The 20,578-nt window shown below is 69.0% G+C and carries 15 protein-coding genes; 12 read left to right on the top strand and 3 right to left on the bottom strand.

Going from position 1 to position 20,578, the window contains the following annotated elements:
- The first annotated feature begins 12 nt into the window (after positions 1-12).
- The 4 genes from ACGFT1_RS24890 (at position 13) to ACGFT1_RS24875 (ending at position 10,775) form a co-directional block, all read left to right on the top strand.
- Positions 13-2,961: a DEAD/DEAH box helicase gene (locus ACGFT1_RS24890; protein WP_373911180.1), complete on the top strand. Its 2,949-nt coding sequence runs from the start codon at positions 13-15 to the stop codon at positions 2,959-2,961.
- The gene (locus ACGFT1_RS24885) at positions 2,961-7,037 is read left to right on the top strand and encodes an Eco57I restriction-modification methylase domain-containing protein (protein WP_373911179.1); all 4,077 of its coding nucleotides are present in this window, start codon (positions 2,961-2,963) and stop codon (positions 7,035-7,037) included. Before ACGFT1_RS24890 ends, ACGFT1_RS24885 begins: the two co-directional genes overlap by 1 nt.
- A gap of 33 nt (positions 7,038-7,070) precedes the next feature.
- Entirely contained in the window at positions 7,071-8,192 is a 1,122-nt protein-coding gene (locus ACGFT1_RS24880; RefSeq protein ID WP_373911178.1) for an EcsC family protein, read from the top strand.
- 249 nt (positions 8,193-8,441) lie between these two features.
- Positions 8,442-10,775, top strand: coding sequence for a competence protein CoiA family protein (locus ACGFT1_RS24875; protein ID WP_373911177.1), 2,334 nt, complete (start codon positions 8,442-8,444; stop codon positions 10,773-10,775).
- A 449-nt stretch (positions 10,776-11,224) separates the two neighbouring features.
- Here ACGFT1_RS24875 and ACGFT1_RS24870 read toward each other — a convergent pair whose 3' ends face one another.
- Both ACGFT1_RS24870 and ACGFT1_RS24865 read right to left on the bottom strand, forming a co-directional pair.
- Positions 11,225-11,410 carry a DUF397 domain-containing protein gene (locus ACGFT1_RS24870; RefSeq protein ID WP_373911176.1) on the bottom strand — a complete coding sequence of 62 codons (186 nt, stop codon included), beginning with the start codon at positions 11,408-11,410 and terminating at the stop codon, positions 11,225-11,227.
- Positions 11,407-12,258, bottom strand: coding sequence for a Scr1 family TA system antitoxin-like transcriptional regulator (locus ACGFT1_RS24865; RefSeq protein WP_373911175.1), 852 nt, complete (start codon positions 12,256-12,258; stop codon positions 11,407-11,409). Before ACGFT1_RS24865 ends, ACGFT1_RS24870 begins: the two co-directional genes overlap by 4 nt.
- 167 nt (positions 12,259-12,425) lie before the next feature.
- On the opposite strand from ACGFT1_RS24865, the gene ACGFT1_RS24860 reads away from it, so the two are divergent.
- From ACGFT1_RS24860 to ACGFT1_RS24845, 4 genes are read left to right on the top strand one after another with little or no spacing between them, the layout of a single operon-like run.
- The gene (locus tag ACGFT1_RS24860) at positions 12,426-12,872 is read left to right on the top strand and encodes an ATP-binding protein (protein ID WP_373911174.1); all 447 of its coding nucleotides are present in this window, start codon (positions 12,426-12,428) and stop codon (positions 12,870-12,872) included.
- A 36-nt stretch (positions 12,873-12,908) separates the two neighbouring features.
- Positions 12,909-13,280, top strand: coding sequence for a helix-turn-helix domain-containing protein (locus tag ACGFT1_RS24855; RefSeq protein WP_373911173.1), 372 nt, complete (start codon positions 12,909-12,911; stop codon positions 13,278-13,280).
- Positions 13,277-14,104, top strand: coding sequence for an ATP-binding protein (locus ACGFT1_RS24850; RefSeq protein ID WP_373911172.1), 828 nt, complete (start codon positions 13,277-13,279; stop codon positions 14,102-14,104). The genes ACGFT1_RS24855 and ACGFT1_RS24850 overlap by 4 nt, the downstream gene beginning before the upstream one ends.
- Positions 14,101-15,165 carry a ParA family protein gene (locus tag ACGFT1_RS24845; RefSeq protein WP_373911171.1) on the top strand — a complete coding sequence of 355 codons (1,065 nt, stop codon included), beginning with the start codon at positions 14,101-14,103 and terminating at the stop codon, positions 15,163-15,165. Before ACGFT1_RS24850 ends, ACGFT1_RS24845 begins: the two co-directional genes overlap by 4 nt.
- An 81-nt stretch (positions 15,166-15,246) precedes the next feature.
- Here the strand turns inward: ACGFT1_RS24845 and ACGFT1_RS24840 are convergent, their stop codons facing one another.
- Positions 15,247-15,516, bottom strand: a complete 270-nt coding sequence (locus ACGFT1_RS24840; protein WP_373911170.1) for a hypothetical protein — start codon at positions 15,514-15,516, stop codon at positions 15,247-15,249.
- A 2-nt stretch (positions 15,517-15,518) separates the two neighbouring features.
- Here ACGFT1_RS24840 and ACGFT1_RS24835 point away from each other — a divergent pair, with 2 nt between their 5' ends.
- From ACGFT1_RS24835 to ACGFT1_RS24820, 4 genes are all read left to right on the top strand, one after another.
- Positions 15,519-15,857 carry a hypothetical protein gene (locus ACGFT1_RS24835; protein WP_373911169.1) on the top strand — a complete coding sequence of 113 codons (339 nt, stop codon included), beginning with the start codon at positions 15,519-15,521 and terminating at the stop codon, positions 15,855-15,857.
- A complete protein-coding gene (locus ACGFT1_RS24830) occupies positions 15,850-17,088 on the top strand; it encodes an McrC family protein (protein WP_373911168.1) in 1,239 nt (412 codons plus the stop codon). The genes ACGFT1_RS24835 and ACGFT1_RS24830 overlap by 8 nt, the downstream gene beginning before the upstream one ends.
- A gap of 275 nt (positions 17,089-17,363) precedes the next feature.
- Positions 17,364-19,766 carry an AAA family ATPase gene (locus ACGFT1_RS24825; RefSeq protein WP_373911167.1) on the top strand — a complete coding sequence of 801 codons (2,403 nt, stop codon included), beginning with the start codon at positions 17,364-17,366 and terminating at the stop codon, positions 19,764-19,766.
- Entirely contained in the window at positions 19,763-20,179 is a 417-nt protein-coding gene (locus ACGFT1_RS24820) for a hypothetical protein (protein ID WP_373911166.1), read from the top strand. The genes ACGFT1_RS24825 and ACGFT1_RS24820 overlap by 4 nt, the downstream gene beginning before the upstream one ends.
- The last annotated feature ends 399 nt before the right edge of the window (positions 20,180-20,578 follow it).

Below are 20,578 nucleotides of genomic sequence, written 5' to 3'. Positions count from 1 at the left end.
TTGAAGACACACATGGCACTCACGTACTCGGCCGGTTCACTGGTGAAGGCCCGCGGCCGCGAATGGGTCGTGCTCCCCGAGAGCAAGCCCGATCTGCTCGTTCTGCGCCCGCTGGGCGGCTCGGACGACGACATCGCCGCGGTGTTCCCGGCCTTCGAGACGGTCGACGAGGCGAAGTTCGCCCCGCCGGAGCCGAGCGACCTCGGCGACCAGCGCGCGGCCGGCCTGCTGCGCACCGCCCTGCGCGTCGGCTTCCGCTCCGGCGCGGGCCCGTTCCGCTCGCTGGCCGGGATCGCGGTGGAGCCGCGTGCCTACCAGCTTGTACCGCTCCTCATGGCGCTACGCCAGAAGACGGTCCGGATGCTGATCTCCGATGACGTCGGCATCGGCAAGACCATCGAGGCGGGCCTGGTGGCGAGCGAACTCCTCGCCCAGGGCGAGGCGACGGGCCTGGCCGTGCTCTGCTCCCCCGCGCTCGCCGAGCAGTGGCAGCAGGAGCTGCGCACGAAGTTCGGCATCGACGCGGAGCTGGTCCTCTCCTCGACGGTCTCACGCCTCGAACGGGGCCTGGACCTGGGCCAGTCCCTCTTCGACAAGTACCCGCACGTGATCGTCTCCACGGACTTCATCAAGTCCCCGCGCCACCGCGACGACTTCGTCCGCCACTGCCCCGACCTGGTGATCGTCGACGAGGCGCACACCTGCGTGGTCGCCGACGACACCTCCACGGCTTCACAGAACCAGCTCCGCTACGAGCTGCTGCGCCGCGTCTCTGCGGACGAGAACCGGCACCTGCTCCTGGTGACGGCGACCCCGCACAGCGGCAAGGAGTCCGCGTTCCGCAACCTGCTGGGCCTGGTCAAGCCCGAACTGGCCGGCGTGAGCCTGGATTCCGAGGCGGGCAGGAAGCTTCTCGCGCAGCACTTCGTGGCGCGCAAGCGGGCGGACGTCCGCCAGTACCTCACCAAGGAGGACGGTCTCACCGACGACTCCCTCGCGGAGCGGACGGCGTTCCCCTCGGACCGTTACTTCAAGGACGAGACGTACAAGCTGTCGCCGGAGTACCGGGCCCTGCTCGACGACGCGATCGCCTACGCGAGTGAGCGCGTCGAGCAGGCGGGCAACCAGGGCAAGCGGGAGGCCCGCATCGCCTGGTGGTCGGCGATCGCGCTGCTCCGCTCCCTGGTGTCCTCCCCGCGCGCCGCCGCGCAGACGCTGCGGACCCGCTCGGCGGCGGCGATCGCGGCGTCGGCGGAGGAGGCCGACAAGCTGGGCGCCCCGCTCAACAGCGACGCGGCCGACAGCGACGCGATGGAGGGTATGGACGTCGCACCGGGCGCGGAGACGACCGAGGACCCGCGCTCCTACCTCGCCGAACTCGCCGCCATCGCGGAGGAGTTGGAAGGCCCGGCCAAGGACCTGAAGCTCAAGGCGCTCATCAAGCACCTCAAGGCGCTCCTCGCGGACGGCCACAACCCGATCGTGTTCTGCCGCTACATCCCGACGGCCGAGTACCTCGCCGAGCAGCTGGAGAACGACAAGGAGTCCGGCAGGCGCGGCCCGCTCGGCGCCAAGACCGTCGTCAAAGCGGTCACCGGCACGCTCTCCCCGCAGCAGCGCCTGGAGCGCATCGAGAAGCTCGCCGAGGAGGCCGGCGAGGACGCCGCGGCCCGCCGTGTCCTGATCGCGACGGACTGCCTGTCGGAGGGCGTGAACCTCCAGCACCACTTCGACGCCGTCGTCCACTACGACCTGGCCTGGAACCCGACCCGCCACGATCAGCGCGAGGGCCGCGTCGACCGCTACGGCCAGCGCAGGGACCAGGTCCGCGTCATCACCCTGTACGGCGACGACAACGGCATCGACGGCAAGGTCCTCGAAGTCCTCATCAAGAAGCACCGCCAGATCAAGAAGGACCTCGGCATCTCAGTTTCTGTACCCGACGAACTGTCGACGGGCGTCACGGACGCGATCGTCGAGTGGCTGTTGATGCGCGGCCGCGAGGACCAGGATGCCCTCTTCAGCGCGGACGCGTTCAAGGTGAGCACGGAGAAGCTGGACAGCGACTGGAACTCGGCGGCGGAGCGTGAGAAGGCGTCGCGGTCGCGGTTCGCGCAGCGTTCCGTGCGTCCGCAGGAGGTGGCGCGCGAGGTCGCGGCGGTCCGGGAGGCACTGGGCGGCGCGGGCGAGATCGACACGTTCGTACGGGAGTCCCTGGGCGCCCTCGGCGCCGTCCTCCGCGGCGACGGCGAGGACTTCACGGCCCAGGTCGGCGGCACGCCTATCGGCCTGCGGGACGCGCTCGCGCCGACCGTCGGCGCGGAGGTGATCGAGAGGGACCGCCCGATCCCGTTCCGCGCGGACCCGGCGGTGGCGCGGGGTGAGGCGGCCCTGGTGCGGACGGACCCGGTCGTGGGCGCCCTCGCGTCCCACGTCCTGAACGCCGCCCTGGACACCCAGGCCGACGGCGCCCGCCCGGCCCGCCGCTGCGGCGTGGTCACCACGGACGCGGTCGGCACCCTCACCACCCTCCTCCTCGTCCGTTACCGCTTCCACCTCACGCTGCCCTCCCGCAGCGGCGAGAAGCAGCTGGTCGCGGAGGACGCCCGGCTGATCGCCTTCGAGGGCTCGGCCAGGAAGGCGGAGTGGCTGCCGCCGGAGCGGGCGCGGGAACTGCTCGACGCGACGGCTTCGGAGAGCACGGACCGGCACTACGCGGAGCGCACGATGACGCGCCTGCTCACCCAACTCCCGCTCGTGTACGACCATTTGGAGGGCTACGGCGAGGAGCTGGCCGCCGGGCTGGACGCCTCGCACCGCCGGGTGCGCCAGGCGTCCGGCGAGATCGTCCGGGGCCTGTCCGTCACCGTGCAGAAGCCCGCCGACATCCTCGGCGCGTATGTGTACCTGCCCGCCGCCCCTGCCGCCGCCCCGGCCGTTGCTCCTGGAGTGTCCGCCTGATGTCCGCCGTCACCCGCAACCAGGTGTTCACCGCCGTCCACACGGTCGGGGGGTTGCTGCCTGCCGACATGCTGGTGCGGATCTCCGAGGGCAAGGACGTCCCCGGCTCGAAGCCGGCCGACTACGGCCTGCCGTCGTCCCGCTCGGTACGCGACGAGGCCGAGCGCAGCTGGGAGTACCTGAAGCCGCTGTGGCGGGAGCTTCGCAAGCACCTGCCCGAGGACCGGGAGACGGGCGACCCGGCGGCCGACCCGACCGGCCGCGCCGGCAGCGACTGGCTGGCCCCGCTCTGGCGAGAGCTGGGCTTCGGCCCGCTGACGCAGGTCGGGGCGGCGGGCATCGCCGCCGACTCGGACGCGGAGAAGAAGTTCCCGGTCTCCCACCGCTGGCGGCACGCGCTGATCCACCAGACGGCCTGGAACGCCAACCTCGACAAGCGCCCTGGCGGCGTGGGCACGGTCCCGCCGCAGTCGATGCTCCAGGAGTGCCTGAACCGCACGGAGGCCCACCTGTGGGGCGTCCTCACCAACGGCCGCCAGGTCCGCCTACTGCGCGACTCCAGCGCCCTGGCCACGGCCTCGTACGTCGAGTTCGACCTCGAAGCGATCTTCGACGGCGAGCTGTTCAGCGAGTTCGTGCTGCTCTACCGGGTGCTGCATGTGTCGCGGTTCGAGGTGTCGGTGGACGCGCCGCCGTCCGCGTGCCGACTGGAGAAGTGGCGCACGGAGGCCATCGCGTCGGGAACGCGGGCACTGGACCAGCTCCGCAAGGGCGTCCAGGACGCGATCACCGCGCTGGGTACGGGTTTCTTGCGGCACCCGGAAAACACGACGCTGCGGGAGGACGTCCGCCCGAAGCCGCTCCAGGCCGCGCTGCTGCGGCTGGTGTACCGACTGCTGTTCGTCTTCGTGGCCGAGGATCGCGACGCGCTGCTGTCCCCGAAGGCGGACCCGCAGGCACGCGAGCGGTACGAGGCGTACTTCTCGTCGGCGCGGCTGCGCGCGCATGCGAGGAAGCGGCGGGGCACGGCCCACGGTGACCTGTACGAGGCGCTTCGGATCGTCCTCGACGCGCTGGGCGACGAGGCGGGCCGCCCCGAGCTGGGCCTGCCCGGCCTCGGCGGTCTGTTCAACGACACGGACGCGGACGCCCCGCTGCGCGGCCTGAAGCTGTCCAACGAAGCTCTGTTGACGGCCGTACGGCACTTGTCGCAGGTGCGGGACGGCAGCTCGGGGCGTTGGCGGGCGGTCGACTACCGTCACCTGGACGCGGAAGAGCTGGGCTCCGTGTACGAGTCCCTGCTGGAGCTGGAGCCCAAGCACAGCACGGCCGACCGTACGTTCACTTTGGTCGAGGTCGCAGGCAACACCCGCAAGACGACAGGCAGTTACTACACCCCGTCCTCACTCATCGAGTGCTTGTTGGACTCGACTCTGGACCCGGTGATACGTGACGCGGTGAAGCGGGGCGAGGAGGCGGCGTCGAAGTCGGGGGCGGCTGACCCCGCGGACTCGATCGTGGATGAGTTGCTGTCGCTTACGGTGTGCGACCCGGCGTGTGGTTCCGGGCACTTCCTGGTGGCGGCGGCGAGGCGTATCGCCAAGCAGGTGGCGGCGGTACGGGAGCGGAACCCCGAGCCGACGTTGGACGCGGTGCGGCATGCGCTGCACGAGGTCGTCGCCCGCTGTATCTACGGCGTGGACCTCAACCCGTTGGCTGTGGAGCTGGCCAAGGTGTCGCTGTGGCTGGAGGCGTTGGAGCCGGGTAAGCCGTTGGGGTTCCTGGACGCGCATGTGAAGCACGGCAACGGGCTCATCGGGGCGACGCCGAAGCTGCTGCGGGACGGGATTCCTGACGACGCGTTCATCGCCACCGAGGGCGACGACAAGAAGCACGCGAAGGCGCTTGAGAAGATCAACCTGCAGGAACGGATCGGACAGGGCAGCCTCTTCGATCTCGGCGACGAGGGAGTCCAGGTCGCCAACACCGCCTTCGCCAGTGGGCTTCGGTCCATCACGCTGGCCCAGGCGGAGGAGTTGACGGATGTGCGTCGCCAGGAGGAGGCGTACGAGAAGTGGGCCGGCTCCTCGGAGTACCAGCGTGCCCGGCGTGTCGCCGACGCCTGGTGCGCGGCGTTCGTGTGGCTCAAGGCGCCGGAGACTCCGCGCGCGGTGACGCACTCGGTGTTCAAGGCGCTGCAGGACCCGAGTGGCGGTGGTGTCGCTGCGGAGACCCGCGCCGAGATCGGGCGGCTGCGCGACCAGTACGGCTTCTTCCACTGGCACCTGGAGTTCCCCGAGGTCTTCTCCGTCCCGGAGAACGGTCAGGGGGTGTCCCTCACGACAGGCTGGGTCGGTGGCTTCGACTGCGTGGTGGGCAACCCGCCGTGGGACAGCGTGGAGTTCCGCGAGCAGGAATTCTTTGCACATCGCGCGCCGCACATCGCCGAGTCGTCCCGTACGTCCGCGCGCAAGAAGATGATCGATGCGCTCAAGGACTCCCCGGATACCTTGCCGTTGTACTCGGAGTTCGAGGCGGGCAAGCGCAAGGTGTACGCCGAGAGCCACTTCCTGCGCCGCTCGGGCCGGGTCCCGCTGACTGGGCAGGGGAACCTCAACACATACGCGGTGTTCACGGAGACGGACCGCATCCTGCTCGGGCCGAAGGGACGGGCCGGAGTGATTGTGCCGACGGGGATCGCTACCGACGCGCGGACACAGTACTTCTCGAAGGACCTGGTGCGGAGCGGGTCGGTCGCCGTGTTGTACGACTTCGAAAACGCAACGCCTCTCTTCCCCAGCGTCCACCGCTCGTTCAAGTTCAGCATCTTGTCCTTCACTGGACCGTCCCTGCGCGAACCGGCGGCGCGGTTCGCCTTCTTCCTTCGTGATCCGGCCGAACTGGACGACGGGGAGAAGTCGTTCGCGCTGGCACCAGAGGAGATTCAGCTCCTGAATCCGAACACCGGGACGCTCCCGGTCTTCAGGTCTCGGCGGGACGCCGAAATCACGCTGGGGATCTACCGACGGCTGCCGATCTTGTGGAAGGAAGCTTCGCCGGATGGCAACCAGTGGCAGATGCTGTTTCTACGCATGTACGACATGAGCCATGACTCGGCTCTCCTGCATCCCCGCGAAGAGCTAGAAGCCTCCGGCTGGAAGCTTGAGGGCAACGTCTTCACCAGGGACGGGAAACGCATGCTCCCTCTCTACGAGGCGAAGATGCTCCACCACTACGACCACCGGTGGGCCACATACGATGCCAGTGGCGGCACTCCTGCGCTCAGTCTGGACGAAAAGGACCGCGCGGATTGCCTTGCGCTGCCCCAGTACTGGGTGCCCGACGGCGAGACCCGATCCGACAAGATCGGCAAGAATGGCGAGGACATCCTCGTCCCGGGCGTCCGCAAACGGCTCACGGAGAAGGGATGGGAGCATAACTACCTGCTCGGCTGGCGGGACATCTGCCGCGCTACGGACGAGCGAAGCATGATCAGCGCTCTGATGCCGGCCGTAGGTGCCGGCAACAAGTTCCCTCTGGCACTGTCCCGGTCACCGATCTTGCTCAGCGCCGTCTGGTCGTCTTTCGCCTTCGACTATGCCGCCCGACAGAACATCAGCGGCGTCAACTTGAACTTCTTCATCGTCAAGCAGCTCCCCGTTCCGTCCCCTGCCCAACTCGCCCCCCACGCTTCCTGGATCACGCCTCGAGTCCTCGAACTGGCCTACACCGCAATTGACATGGCAGGGCTCGCAGCTGACGCGGGTGACACCAGCACCCCCTTCCGTTGGGACCAAGACCGCCGCCAGCGAATCCGCGCCGAACTCGACGCCCTCTTCTTCCACCTCTACGGCATCTCCCGCGAAGACGCCGACTACATCCTCGACACCTTCCCCATCGTCCGCCGCAAGGACGAGGCCAAGTACGGCTCGTACCGCACCAAGGAATTGATCCTCGCCGAGTACGACCGCATGGCCGCCGCCGGCCTCACCCTGGAGAACCCGCTCGTCGAGGGCGAGACCTACACCTCCACCCTCACCCCGCCCCCGGGACACGGCCCCCGTCACCCCGCCTGACCACTCGCCCCGGAGACAGGAACGCCACGGACCATGAGCAACCCGCAGCAGCCTTCGGAGTACGAACTCAACGCATGGCGTGCCATCCAGCAGTTCAAGAGCCGCCCACTGTCACAGGCGATGCAAAACGCCGGCGAGCACGTGGCAAACGGCGTCGCACAACTCGGCAAGCGTGCCGCGAAGCAGCTGGAGAACCACCCACGGGCCGCATCGGCGGTTTCGCGTGGACAGGAATTCGTCGCCAAGGGCGCTTCCAAGGTGGGCGCAACGGCTCGCGGAGCCGCCGAGGCCATGCCGGACTGGAGCGGCACCGCCGTTGAGTCCGTCCGGCGGACGGTAGGACGAGTATCGCGAGCGGGACTCTCCCCCAAGCGGGTGGTGGCGCTCCACAACAAACGCGGGCATGACGTCGCATCGCTCTCCGACCTGCGCCGCCTCGACCTCGAAAAGGTCGAGGCGGTCCGCGGCCGGGCGGCGAGCTGGTACTTTCCTGCCGCCGCAGCGCTCTCGGGAGCAGGCGCGGCATTCGCGATCTCCGGGGGACAGCTCGCGATCGCCGCCTCCGCCGGCGCCGCGGCGGCGCCTTCGGGAGGTGCGATCACCGGTGCCTTCCTCGCCGATGCCGCGTTCGTCCTCGGACTCGCGTCCCGCGCCGTCGGCCAGGTCTCACTGTTCTACGGTTACGACCCCGAAGAGCCTGCCGAGAAGCTCTTTGTGATGTCTGTGATCAACGTCGGTACGGCAAGTTCGGCCACCGCCAAGAATGCCGCCATGGCAGACCTCTCGAAGCTCACCCAAGCGCTTTTCAGAGGAAAGACGTGGAAGGTGCTGAACGAGACGTTTGTCGCCAAGGTCTCCTCTCAGTTCGCGAAGGCACTCCACTTCCGCCTCACCAAGAAGGGACTCGGCAAGGCTGTACCCGCCCTCGGAGTCGTCATGGGCAGCACACTGAACTGGGCCACTCTGGAGGGCATCGTCGACGCCGCCGAGATGGCGTACCGGCGACGGTTCCTCCTGGAGAAGTACCCGCATCTCGCTGACGAGGAAGCATCCGGATCGTTCCCCGACACCGGCCCGGACGTCCCGGACGACGCCGACGAAGCGATCAGCTTGCTCGACGAGATAGTCGAGGCGGGTGGACCCGACCTCCGCTGACATGGTGTCCCGGCGGTGGCCGTCCCCACACGACCGCCGGGACGGACACGCCTCAGGCCCCCACCACGCACCCCACGGACCGCGACCACTCCTTCCGCCTGACGGCGAAGTGATATCGCGTCGCATCCTTGGATTCGCGTACGGGCGCGGCCTGTTCGGGTATACCTCCACCCTCACCCCACAACCAGGTCCAACCCCCCGCCACCCCGCCTGACCCAACCGCCGCCGCTGCCCTAGCCAGGAGCCAGGATGGTCTCGCCCACCTCCGAAGAAGACACCCGCAAGGTTCAGACGGCGGTCATCGGTCAGGCCGAGTCGGACTGGCCGGTGTTCCTGCCCTACGACCACGACGACTTCGACGGGTTCATGCGGGGCCGGACCCGCGACGACTTCTACTGCGGTGTCCTGCTCGGCGGCTGCGGCAAAAAGCTGACTCCGAAGCGGTACACCGAGAAGAAGTGCCACTTCGCGCACCGGACGCCCGTGCACTGCCGCCGCACGGAGACCGGTGAGGCCAGCGCCGACCACCTCTACGTCGGGCAGGCGCTGCGGGGTTGGCTACTTCGGCAGGGATACCAGAACGCCGACGTCACGTACCTGGACCCCGGCTCGGTCCACGGTGGAGCCGTCGAGGTCCGGTTCGGTCAGGGCCGGTCCCGGCTCATCCGGGTCCAGTTGGCCCGCCTCTCCCTCCGCGAGTGGCAGGAGACCCGCGAACGCCTCGCCGACCGGCACACCCACGTTCACTGGGCGTACGGACCCTACTGCGGGCTCTCGCACAGCGAGGTGGACGCCGCCGGGCATGCCATCCGCATCTCCTGCCGCACCCAGGGCGATACCCGCGAGGTGTACGTCGGCACGCAGTACTCGGACAACAGCCTCGCGTGGTCGGCCCTCACCGAGTGCCGCCTGTCGAACGAGGGGATCATCACGCCCCGCCTCGACGCCGAACCGCCCGCGAGCAGCACGCCCGCTCCCGCCCCTACGCCCGTGGCCTTCCCGCTGGCTCCGGGCACCATCGCCTTTACCGCAGCGACCGAACTCCCGGCACCGCACCCTGCCCCGGACGGCACCGCCGTACGCCTCTACGAGGCCGATCTCCAGCCGCTCGGCTCGGCCCTCATCCGGGCCCGTATCACCCTGCCGCACGCTCACCCCGCCCCTCCTCCTCACCAACTGCACGTCATCTACTCCTCAGCCCACCTGCTGCCGCTCACCGAAGCGGCCCCCTCCGAGCCCGCCTGGCTCATACGCGCCGACGGCGCCCTGCCCCTACCTCAGCAGACCGACTCCCGCTGGCCGGACTTGCGCCCCGCATCGCCGCCACCCGAGCCACCCCCACCAACCCCCGCGACGACCGAACCGGCCGCCCCAACCCCCCGCCCCCTCCCCCTCGGTGAGGCCGAGACGATCCGCGTCTTCCGCTCAAGGCTGGAGCTCGTCGCCCGCGCCCGGGGCCTCGTCAACTGGGAGACGCTCGTCAGCCACGCGGGAGCGGCCCCCAGCGACATCACTGCGGAGGAACGCGTCCGCCTGCTCATCGCCGTTGACCACCCCCGAGCCGACGGCAAGCCCGTGCTCTCGGCGCTCGTCAAACCTGCCCATACCCCGGCCGCGCACGCCCCGTACTTCGCCGACGTCCTCTTCGGCCTCGGCTGGCGATCCGACCTGTCCGAGTCGAAGGTGGCGGAGATCTGGGAACGCGAGCGAAAGACCGCCTACACCCTCGCCGAATCGGCACCCGCACGGCAACAGCCCTCGGCCGGGCTGTCAGAGGTGAAGGCCAGTACCGGGCACGTGCTGAACGAGGCGCAGCTCGTAGCCTCGCTGCGCGAGCAACTCGAAGCAGTCGCCAAAGGACGCGGCCTGATCAAGTGGTCGACCCTGCTCAAGAAGCAGCGCATCTCGCCGTCCACGTTGTCCGATCAGGACCGCGTTCGGCTGCTCGCCGCAGTGGACAAGTCCTACGTTCCCGGGCGTCGGTTGTTGTCGGCCCTGGTGAAGGCGGAAGGGCAGATCCCAGGGCCGGCCCCGTTCTTCGGCGATGTACTGAAGGAGTTGGGCTGGAGGCCCAATGCCGCCACCCCGACCGTACAGGCAGCATGGCGGGCCGCCGTGGACCCCGCCTATACACGGGGCAGACAGGCCGTACCCGTGGCCCGAACCGCTCCCGCCAAGGAGGACCGCGTGGCCTGGGGTCAGCTCGGGACCACCAAGGCCGCGTTGGTGGTAGCCGTTCGGCGGGCGCTGATCGATGCCGCTCGGCGTCAGGTCTGCGTGGGCTGGCACACGCTCGCCGCTGCCGCCGGGCTCAAGCCGACGGATCTCACCGACCGGGCCAGGGAAGCGATCCTCGTAGCGGTCGACAGCCCGCCCACCTACGGGGTGTTGCTGTCCTCCCTCGTGGTCGCCTCGGAGCACACGCCTGTGCCGTACTTCGACGCCATCCTCAAACGCCTCGGACGGCCCCACGGCCTGCGCCCCATCGAGCTGGGGCAGCTCCGGAAGACGGAACAGGCCCGAGCGTTCGCGGCATACAGCGCTGCCGCCGACACCGCCGGTGACCCGAAGGAAAGAACATGAGACCGAACCGTCGTCGCGTCGCAATCGGCATAGCCGCCACCGCAGCCGTCGTCACCCTGTCCGGTGCGGCGGGAGCAGTGGCCGGCGCCTGTTTCGTCGCGACCGGCCCGACCGGCGCGCGAGGCCCGGCGGGGCCGGAAGGGGCACGGGGACCGCGAGGGCCTCTGGGTGAGCAAGGGCTGCAAGGTGAGCGCGGCCCAAAGGGTGACCATGGAGAGCCCGGCGCATCCGCTGAACCAGCCACCCTCGGCATACCGGACGCCAGCACAAGGGGTCCCGACCTCTCCGGCGGCCTGCTCATGAGTTCCGGCACGTGCCCGGTCGGAACCTCGCAGTGGGACACCGTCTACGTGGGCCGCAGCTCCGTCCTCGGGTCACCGGGCGATGTGGACATGCGTGCGATGACGCTCTGCAAGATCTTCTGAGCGCCACCGCGCACGCCGCTCCGCTCAGGCCTCCGCCGCGAACCCCACGAACCGCGACCACTCCTCACGCTTGACAGCGAAGTGAGGGCGCGTCACGTCCTTGGAGTCCCGTACACAGATGGTCTGTTCAGTGACAGCGACCTCCACGCAACTGTCGCCTTGGGTGCCGCTGTAGCTGGACTTGAACCAGGCGAGTTCTGTCGTACTCATAGCTCTCCTCGCAGTCGCTCCAGCAGACCCCGCGAGTCTTTGGGGTTCAGGGCCTGCGAGCGCAGTGTGTCATAGCACTGGTAGAGGAGGCTCACCTCTTTCGCGTCGCTGATCAGGCGGCCGTTCTGCTGTCCTTCGGAGTACGCGAGACGCCGCCGCTCAGGGGTCTCCAACAACTGCAAGGGACCATCCAGGCAAGCATGGGACTCGGCGTCCAGCGGCATCACTTGAAGCGTCACATTCCGTGGCCCGGTCAGTTCCAACACATGGTCGAGTAGACCCCGCGTCACCTCACGCCCACCGAGCCGACGCCGGAACAGGTGCTCCTCAACGATGAAGCTGAACGGCAGGTTCGGCCGCTCGCGCAGCATCTTCTGCCGGTCCATCCGCGCAACGACCTGGGCCTCCAACTGCTCATCCGACAGCGGCGGAATGCTGTTGTCGAACACCGCCCGCGCATACCCCTCCGACTGCAACAACCCCGGCACCAGCCTGCACTCGTACGTGCACAGGCTCACCGCGACCTTCTCCAGCCGGGCCCAGCGCCTGAACCAGGCCGCCAGCCCCGCCTCGCCCCGCGTCAGGTGGCCGGCCGCCTTCCGCAGTGCCCCCGTATTGCCCAGCGCCTCCTCCGCCCGCTCCACGAACGACTCGTCGGGCATCCGCCGCCCCAACTCCACAGATTCCACGGTGTGTTTGGAGAACCTGACCCGCGCCCCGAAGTCCACCCGGCTGAGCCCTGCATGCTCACGCAGAGCCTGGACGACGGCCCCGAAGGTCCGCAGACTGTCGGAGGGGTCGGGCTCGCGCTCCCAGTCGCAAGCCGTCACGTCGCTGCTGTCCGTCATACGCGGCCACCTCCAGGTGCGTACGTCCTCTGCGGCATCCCCGCGATCGACAGCACCCACAGTGACGGCAAGATCCCCGTACCGTCCACAGAGCGTGCCCGTACGCTGACGCACCGTACGGGCCGTGCTACTGGAACACACCCCCGCACGCCCGCCACGGTTTCCCCATGAACGCCTCCCCGCCACAACTTTGCGCTACCGTACGCACGTTCGCGCAGCGGCTCTCCTCCACCCGCCGCGGCGCCCGCCTCGCCCGACTCCTGGCCGTGGAACGGCTGACCGCCTGGGAGGTGTCACCCCGAGTCATCGAGCGCGCGGAACACATCGTCGCGGAGCTGGCCGCCAACGCCGCGCTGCACGGCCGCGTCCAGGGCCGTGACTTCCTGCTGGCATTGACACTGGACGAGGCGGTCGGCCCCCTGCGCATCGCGGTGAGCGACACGCGGGGCGAGTGCCGCCCTGCGATCCCCCCGGAGCAGAGCCCGGACGACGAGTCGGGCCGCGGTCTCCTCCTGGTCGACGCACTGGCCGACCGCTGGGGTACCGAGCCCCGCCCGCCCTCCGGCAAAACCGTCTGGGCGGAGATCCAGCTCGGGGTGAACGGCGCCGACTGAGCCGGGCGGAGCAACCTGCACGGCACAATGGACACCGTGAGCGACAACAGTAAGGATCTTGCCGACCTCCTGGGCACGCAGGAGTCCGCGTCCCTTGAGTTCAAGCGCACCGCGAAACGCGAGGGGAAACGCGGAGACGCCATCGGTAACGCGGTGTGCGCCATGGCCAATGATCTGTGCGGCCACGGTGGCGGCGATGTCCTCATCGGTGTGGACGACAAGGGTCATCCTGTCGACGACGTCGCCCTGAGCGACCGAGCGCTCCTTCAGCTCACTGAGCTGCGGGACGACGGTCGCATCCTCGACCGCCCTTCTCTCACCGTCGATCGGCCGTCTATCGGGGCAAGCCTGTCATCCGGCTCCATGTCGAAGCCTGCGCGACTCCGCCCGTCCGGTTCGAGGGCGTGATCTGGGTCCGTCCCGGTCCCACCACGCGCAGGGCAAGCCGCGAGGACGAACGCGTACTGGCGGAGCGGCGTCGTGCCAAGGACATCCCGTTCGACACGCGGCCGCTGCCCCGCGCCCATCTCGACGACCTGGACCTCGACCTGTTCCGGCAGTCCTACCTGCCTTCCATGGTCGCGCCGGAGGTCATCGAGGAGAACGGCCGGCCCGTGGACCTTCAACTGTCGTCCCTCCACCTGCTGACGCCGGACGGTACGCCGACCGTGCTCGGCCTGCTCACCGTGGGCCTCGACCCCGGGAGTCACATCCCCGGGGCGTACCTCCAGTTCGTCCGCTATCAGGGCACAGACCTCGACGCCCCCGTTGCCGACGAGCAGGAACTGCGGCAGAACCTGGTCGGGCTGTCAGCCCGGCTCGAACCTCTGCTGCGAAGCAATCTGCGTACCCGTCTCGTGGCGGAGGGCTTTCGCGAGAGGCCGCACCCGGACTACCCGCTGGAAGCACTTCGTGAACTGTGTATGAATGCCCTCATGCACCGGAACTACGAGACCTCCTACGCGCCGACCCGCATCGTGTGGTTCGACGACCGCATCGAGGTCACCAACCCCGGTGGGCCTTTCGGGCAGGTCCGGGACGACAACTTCGACCGGGTCACCGATTACCGCAATCCTTCGCTAGCCGCAGCGATGAAGGGCCTCGGCTATGTGAACCGGTTCGGCCGGGGCATCGGCCGGGTGAAGAAGGCGCTGGAGACGAACGGAAACCCACCCGCCGAGTTCCAGGTCGACGACGCGTCCTGGGCCGTCGTCATCCGGAGGGCCGCATGACCTCTATCGCGCTGTTCAACAACAAAGGCGGTGTGGGTAAGACGACCCTCACCTACCACCTCGCCCATATGATCTGGCGACTCGGCCTGACCGTATTGGCAGTTGACCTCGATCCCCAGGCCAACCTCACGTCGATGTGCCTGGAGGAGACCGAGATCGAAGAGCTGTGGGAGAACTCCTCGGAGCTCATCGACCAGGGCGCGGCCATGGCGGGTCTACCGGGCACCGGGAGGGTGCGGAGCGGCCAGACGATCGCCGACGCCGTCCGTCCCATCCTGGAGGGTACGGGCGACATCGCGGTCGTAGAGCCGGCGCGGCTTCAGCAGGACCTGTGGCTGCTGCCGGGCAGCCTCGACCTGAGCCGCTTCGAGGACAAACTGTCCAATGAGTGGTCACGCGCCTACGCGGGCGACGTCGCGGCCATTCGCACGTCCACTTCGTTCCACCGCATCATCGAGCAGGCGGCGCGAGCCGTGGACGCCGATATCGTACTGATCGACGTCGGCCCCAACCTGGGTGCCATCAACCGGGCGGCACTGATCTCGGCCGACACCGTGCTGATGCCCCTGGCCGCGGACCTGTTCTCCCTGAAGGGTCTGAGCAACCTGGGCCCGACGCTGCGCCAGTGGCGCACCGACTGGCAGTCCCTCGTCCTGCCCAGAGTGCCAAAAGGCATCTCGGCTCCCCGCGCGACCATGCAGCCGCTGGGGTACGTCATCATGCAGCCGGAAATGCGACTCGACAGGCCGGTCAAGGCCTATGAGCGATGGCTCCAGCGCATTCCGTGGGTCTACTCCTCGGCGGTCCTCGGCGAATCCCCGCCCTCTCGCGAGGACGACAGCCACCGCATCGCCACCATGAGAAACTACCGAAGCCTGATGCCTTTGGCGCACGACGCGCGCAAGCCCATGTTCGACCTGAAGCCGGCCGACGGCGCACTGGGCAGCACCCAGCAGTACGTGAAAACCTGCTACAAGGAGTTCAGAGCGCTGTCCGAAGGAGTCCTGGCCAAGGTCGCAGACCTTCCCCGGGACACGGGCGAGGCGCCTACGGCTGGTTGACGGTATTCCTTCGGCGGCCATGTCCAGGCAGGTTCGCCCAATGTCCCGTTATAGCCTCACCGATCCGTCTCGGCTGTCGTGTCACAGCCCGGCCCGGGCCGAAAGGATCTTCAAGGCCCCCGGCTTGACCTTCTGCACGGATCGAACCTGGCCGAGTCCCAGCTCGTCCCGGCCCACCGGGTTGCCCTGCAAGGCATCCGTGGGGCCGGGCAACAGGGTCACATCGACCCGGTAGGCGAATCGGGGATCCGGCGGGTCGGCCTCGTACGGCACATCGACGACGTCGGCCACCGCGGCGACCTCCCACTCCGGCGAGGTGAAGAAGAACCACAGGCGGTCCCCCGGGTTCATACGTGTCCGGAACCGTCGGCCCCTTGGACCTGGCCGCGTTCTTCGAGTCCCTCAACACCCGCATCGCCCGCCATCTGGACGCCGACCACCAGATCGGGCACGCCTACCTGCTGCGCGACGGTGAGCCCATCGCCACCGAGGAGGACCTGGCCGCGGCCTTCCACCACGAGGTGATCCCCCTCCTTGAGGACTACTGCCTCGGCCGCGCGGATCTACTGCACCGCATCCTCGGCGGCCTGGTCGACGCCGACACCGGGCGGCCGCTCCTCATGCCCCCGCAGGATCTGGCGGACGCGCTGGCGAGCGAGTTCACCAGCGGCGTTCCCGGCCCGGATGCCTGACCGCACCCCGGTCCGGCTGGGCGAGTACGAGTCGGCCCTGCTGGAGACCGGTCAGCTCACTCCCCGGGACGTCGACCGCCTGCACGCCCTCCAGACACGGGGCTGCCTCACCCTGACCAGGGAACGCACCGGGTGGCGGCTCAAGGCCGACGCGACCGTCGGAGTGCTGGTCCTGGACCGTGTCCGCGTGGTGATCACACCCAAGTTCGCCATTCCGGGAGAGCAGCTCATGAGCTGGCTCGCCTACGCCCTCGGCACGCCCGTCCCCGCGACGGCCCGGCAATGGGCCACCGGCCCTGCCGGTTACGCCGACCTGGTCGCCGCCGCCCTGGCCGAAGAGTGCGAACGGTTGCTGCGGGACGGACTGCGCCGGGACTACGTACGCCACCGGAGTGTCGAACCGGTGCTGCGGGGACGGCTGGACGTCGCCGCCCAGGCCACCCGCCGCTACGGGCAACTGGACCAGCTGCACGTCCGCACCTTCGACCGGGAGGCGGACATCGGGGACAACCGCGTGCTGGGTAGCGCGCTGAAGACAGCGCTCGGCATGACCGCGAGTCCTGACCTGGCGCGCGCCCTGCACGGCATTGCCGCCGCCTTCCCGCAGGCCCCGACCCCGGCCGCGGCGCTCCGCGCTCTGGACCGCACCCACTACACGCGCCTGAACGCCCGCTACCGCCCCGCCCACACCTGGGCCCGTCTGCTGCTGCGCGGTGGCGGTGTGACCGATCTGCTCACCGACCAGGGCACCACTGCGGACGGTCTCCTGCTCGCCATGCCCGCACTCTGGGAAGCCGTCGTCCGGCGCCTCGGCACAGAAGCCGTCGGCCCACACGGCGGCCACGCCGTACCCGGCGGAAGCGGCGCCGGCATCACCGTGCGCGGAGACCTGGGCAACGCCTCGACGTTCCGGCCCGATCTCCTGCTCAGCGTTCCAGAGCACGACACGGCACATCGCTCCCTGCTGCCCGTGGACGCCAAGTACAAGCGCTATGACCGCCACGGCGTGAGCGCGGCCGACGTCCACCAGCTCCTCACGTACAGCAGCGGCTATGCACCCACCGACGCCCCGGTCTCCGTCATTGTCCACCCCCAGCAGGGCAGTTACACCCGGAGGACCCTCCGGGTGCGCGGCCCGAGGGGCCTGTTGGGCAACATCCACGTCCTCGGCGTCGACACCCGCTCCACGCCGGGGCAGGCGACGGCATGGATGGGCTCAGTACTGCGCTGACCGCGACACGTTGCCCACCGGCTCACGGCAGCCGTGGCCGGTGACGGACGCATGTGGGCCCCGGCTCGGTGGATGGACCAGCGTGCGGCGTCTCACTCTCGAACCCGGGTACGACATTCGCATGCATGTACACAATCAATCTTAAGGCGAATTTACAAAGTCCGTTGACGGCGCTAACAGGCCTGCGGCATGCTCAGGTTGACAACGGCTCACCGTCCCCTCGCGCCACCTTGGGCACGATCGCCGCAGCCATCCAGGGCCCGAGGAGTCCGCACATGAGCGACACCAGCCTCCGTGACCTGCTCCTCGCCCGTTTGCCGGGTTCAGGGCTCTCTGCCGAGGAACAGACCCTGCTGCGGGATCTGCTGCCTGGCGTAGAGCCCCGCGGTGGAGGCCGTTCCGGGGCCGTGTACATCCGGTCCATCACGGCCTCCGGGTGGCGCGGTATCGGTCCCGCCGCCACCGTCCGGCTGAATCCCGGACCCGGTCTGACCCTGGTGGCGGGCCGCAACGGCTCCGGCAAGTCGAGCTTCGCCGAGGCTGCGGAGATGGCCTTGACGGGCGACAACTTTCGCTGGCAGGGCCGCACCCAGGTATGGAAGAAGGGCTGGCGCAACCTCCACCAGCATTCCACTCCCGAGGTGGCGGTGGAGCTGTGCTTCGACGCCGGCGACGACGGCGAGGACGCTAGGGAGCCCGTGACCATACGCCGGATCTGGCACGGAGAAGGGCTCGAGGAGTCCCGTACCGTCGTGGAGAAAGCCGGACAGCCCACCGGCGACGCCGTGTACGACGTGATCGACTCCGAGCAGATGTCGCTGTACCGGCCGTTCCTCCCGTACACCCAGCTCGGTGCGGTGATCAACGGACCGCTGACCGCCCTGCACGACGAGATCTCCCGGATCCTCGGCCTCGAACTGCTCAGTGAGACCGACGCGGCGGCACGGGCTCGGGCCAAGGCCCTGACCGACACCGAGAACGCCGCGAAGGCCCTCACCGCCACGGTGATCCAGGAGTTGTCGGAGGTCGACGACCCGAGGGTCAAGGAAGCGATCACGGCTCTCTCCGGTAGGAGCCCCGACCGGGACGCGGTTCGGGCCCTGTTGCAGGGCCACGGTGCCGCGGACGAGGAGCACCTCGCCCGGCTTCGTCGGCTGGCCGATCTCGAGCACCCGGACCGGGCGGCGATCGCGAAGGCCGTGACCCGGTTGCGTTCGGCCGCCGCGGTAGCCGACGACGCTCGCCACGGGTCCGCCGAGGATGCCCGGCAGTTGATCAAACTGCTCGACGCCGCGCTGGAACACCGCCGCCGCCATCCCGATGTCTCCGACTGCCCCGTATGCGGCAGCACGGACCTCTTGGACCGTTCATGGGCGGAACGGACGCGGGCGCAGGTCGAAAGGCTCCAGACGGAGGCTGCCGAGGCCGAGGCGGCACACCGCGAACTCGTGAACGCGGTGCGGGAGGTGCACGATCTGATGCGTCCGGCCCCCACCTGGCTCCAGGCCGACGAGCCCTCCCTCGCCGCGCTCTGGCGGGATCTGGTCGCCTGCCGCACGGTTCGTGACCCGCGCGAGCTGGCCGACCGTGCGGAACGCGCCGAGGCCGTCCTCGGTGAAGCCTGTGACCAGATCAGTGAGGATGCCCGCCAACGCGTCACGGCGCAGGACGGCCGCTGGCAGCCCGTGGCCGCACGCCTGTCCGCATGGCTGGGGCAGGCGGACGCCGCGCAGGCGGCGAAGCCCGCCCGTAAGCAGGTCAAGGCCGTACGCGACTGGGTACGGGCGCTCACCGACGAGTTGCGGGACGCCCGGTTCAAGCCGTTCGCCGACCAGTCGGGCCAGATCTGGCGGCTGTTGTGCGAGCGCAGCAGCGTCTCGCTGGGTGCGATCGGGCTCACGGGTGTCGGTCCGCAGCGGCAGGTCAGTCTTCCCGTCTCCGTGGACGACGCCGACGCGCCCGCCTTCGGCGTCATGAGCCAGGGCGAACTGCACTCTCTCGCCCTCTCTCTGTTCATCCCGCGAGCCACCCACCAGGACAGTCCGTTCGGTTTCCTGGTCATCGACGACCCGGTGCAGTCCATGGACCCCGAGAAGGTCGACGGCCTCGCCAAGGTTCTCGACCTGTACGCGCAGCACCGGCAGGTCGTCGTCTTCACCCACGACACCCGACTCGAAGAGGCCGTTCACCGTCTCGGTCTGAGGGCGACGGTCATGCGGGTGTCCCGGCAGACCGATTCGGTCGTTCACGTCTCCTCCGTCAGCAACCCGGTGAGCCAGGCTCTGGCGGAGGCACGGGCCGTCGCCCTCGATCCGCACCTTCCGCCGGAAGTCGCCGACCGGGTGCTGCCCTCGATGTGCCGTCTGGCCCTGGAGGCCGCCTACCAGGACACCGCGCGGCGCGTCCTGCGCAGGGCCGGCACCGGTCAGCGCGTCATCCACGAGCGGGTCACCCGGCCAGGGCCGCTCACTGGCCTGGCGGCCCTCGCTATGGGCATGCAGGGCAAGGGGCCGGGCGAAGTGCTGGACGCCGTCGCTCGCGACCACGGCCGATGGGCGAGGGAACTGATCCAGGGGCTGAACCAGGCATCGCACCAGGCGCCGACCGCGCCTGTCGGTGACCGCCTGGCCCTGGTCGACCGCACGAAACAGCTTGCGGAGGAGGTGCTGGCCCGGTGACCGCTCCCGCATGTTCCACCCGTGTTCTCCCCACGACCGGTCTCGTGGCGGCCGCGGACCAGTTGCTCAATCCCTCCCACGGCACTGCGCTCTCTCCCGGTGTCCGGGCGCGCGCCGCGGCCACTTTGCTCCGGCTGGCCCTCGACGAGACGCTCGACGCCTTCTGGCGGTCGGTCAGTCCTCGCATGACCCGCAGCACGGGCCGCACCCGCATGCTCTGCCTGCAGTGGTACGTCAGTCCCTCAGTCGCGCGTCAGTGGTACACCGTCTGGTCCGGCCTCAGCGCCGCCTGCCACTACCACTCGTACGAACTGCCTCCTACCCCCTCCGAGGTACGGGCCTGGCACCAGGACGTGAGTGAACTGCTCCGCGTCCTGGCCGCCGCCACCGCCAGTACCGCCGACACCACCTGAAGCACGCCGCCTTCCCCGTACTCGTGAGGAGCAGCACGATGGACGCCCGCCGCTACCGCATGGTGGTCACCAGCCGGACCGACTACGTACGGACCGGTGCACTCGTCGACGAGCAACTGCGCCGCTGGCTCGCCCAACCACCCAAGAGTTACAACGTCGACGCGTTCGCCGAGGGACGTAACGAGATAGCCCGGGGAGTCACACTCGATCAGCCCGCTCGATCATCATGCGGTCCCTGTGGACGGTGTGCTTTCAGGAGGCCGACACGGCCGCGAAGGCATCGACTTCGCGGCCGTCAAGAGCGACGACCCGTGCCCCGAGAAGGACGGCGGCCGTCGAGGAGGGCGACGAGTGGCGGGTGTGCTGTTCTGACCACAGCCAGGCGTCGTCATCGGCTGA

The sequence above is a fragment of the Streptomyces sp. Y20 genome, from assembly GCF_043195475.1.
GTDB lineage: Bacteria > Actinomycetota > Actinomycetes > Streptomycetales > Streptomycetaceae > Streptomyces.
The sequence above is the reverse complement of the archived record's forward strand: the minus strand, read 5'-3'. Positions and strand labels throughout refer to the sequence as shown.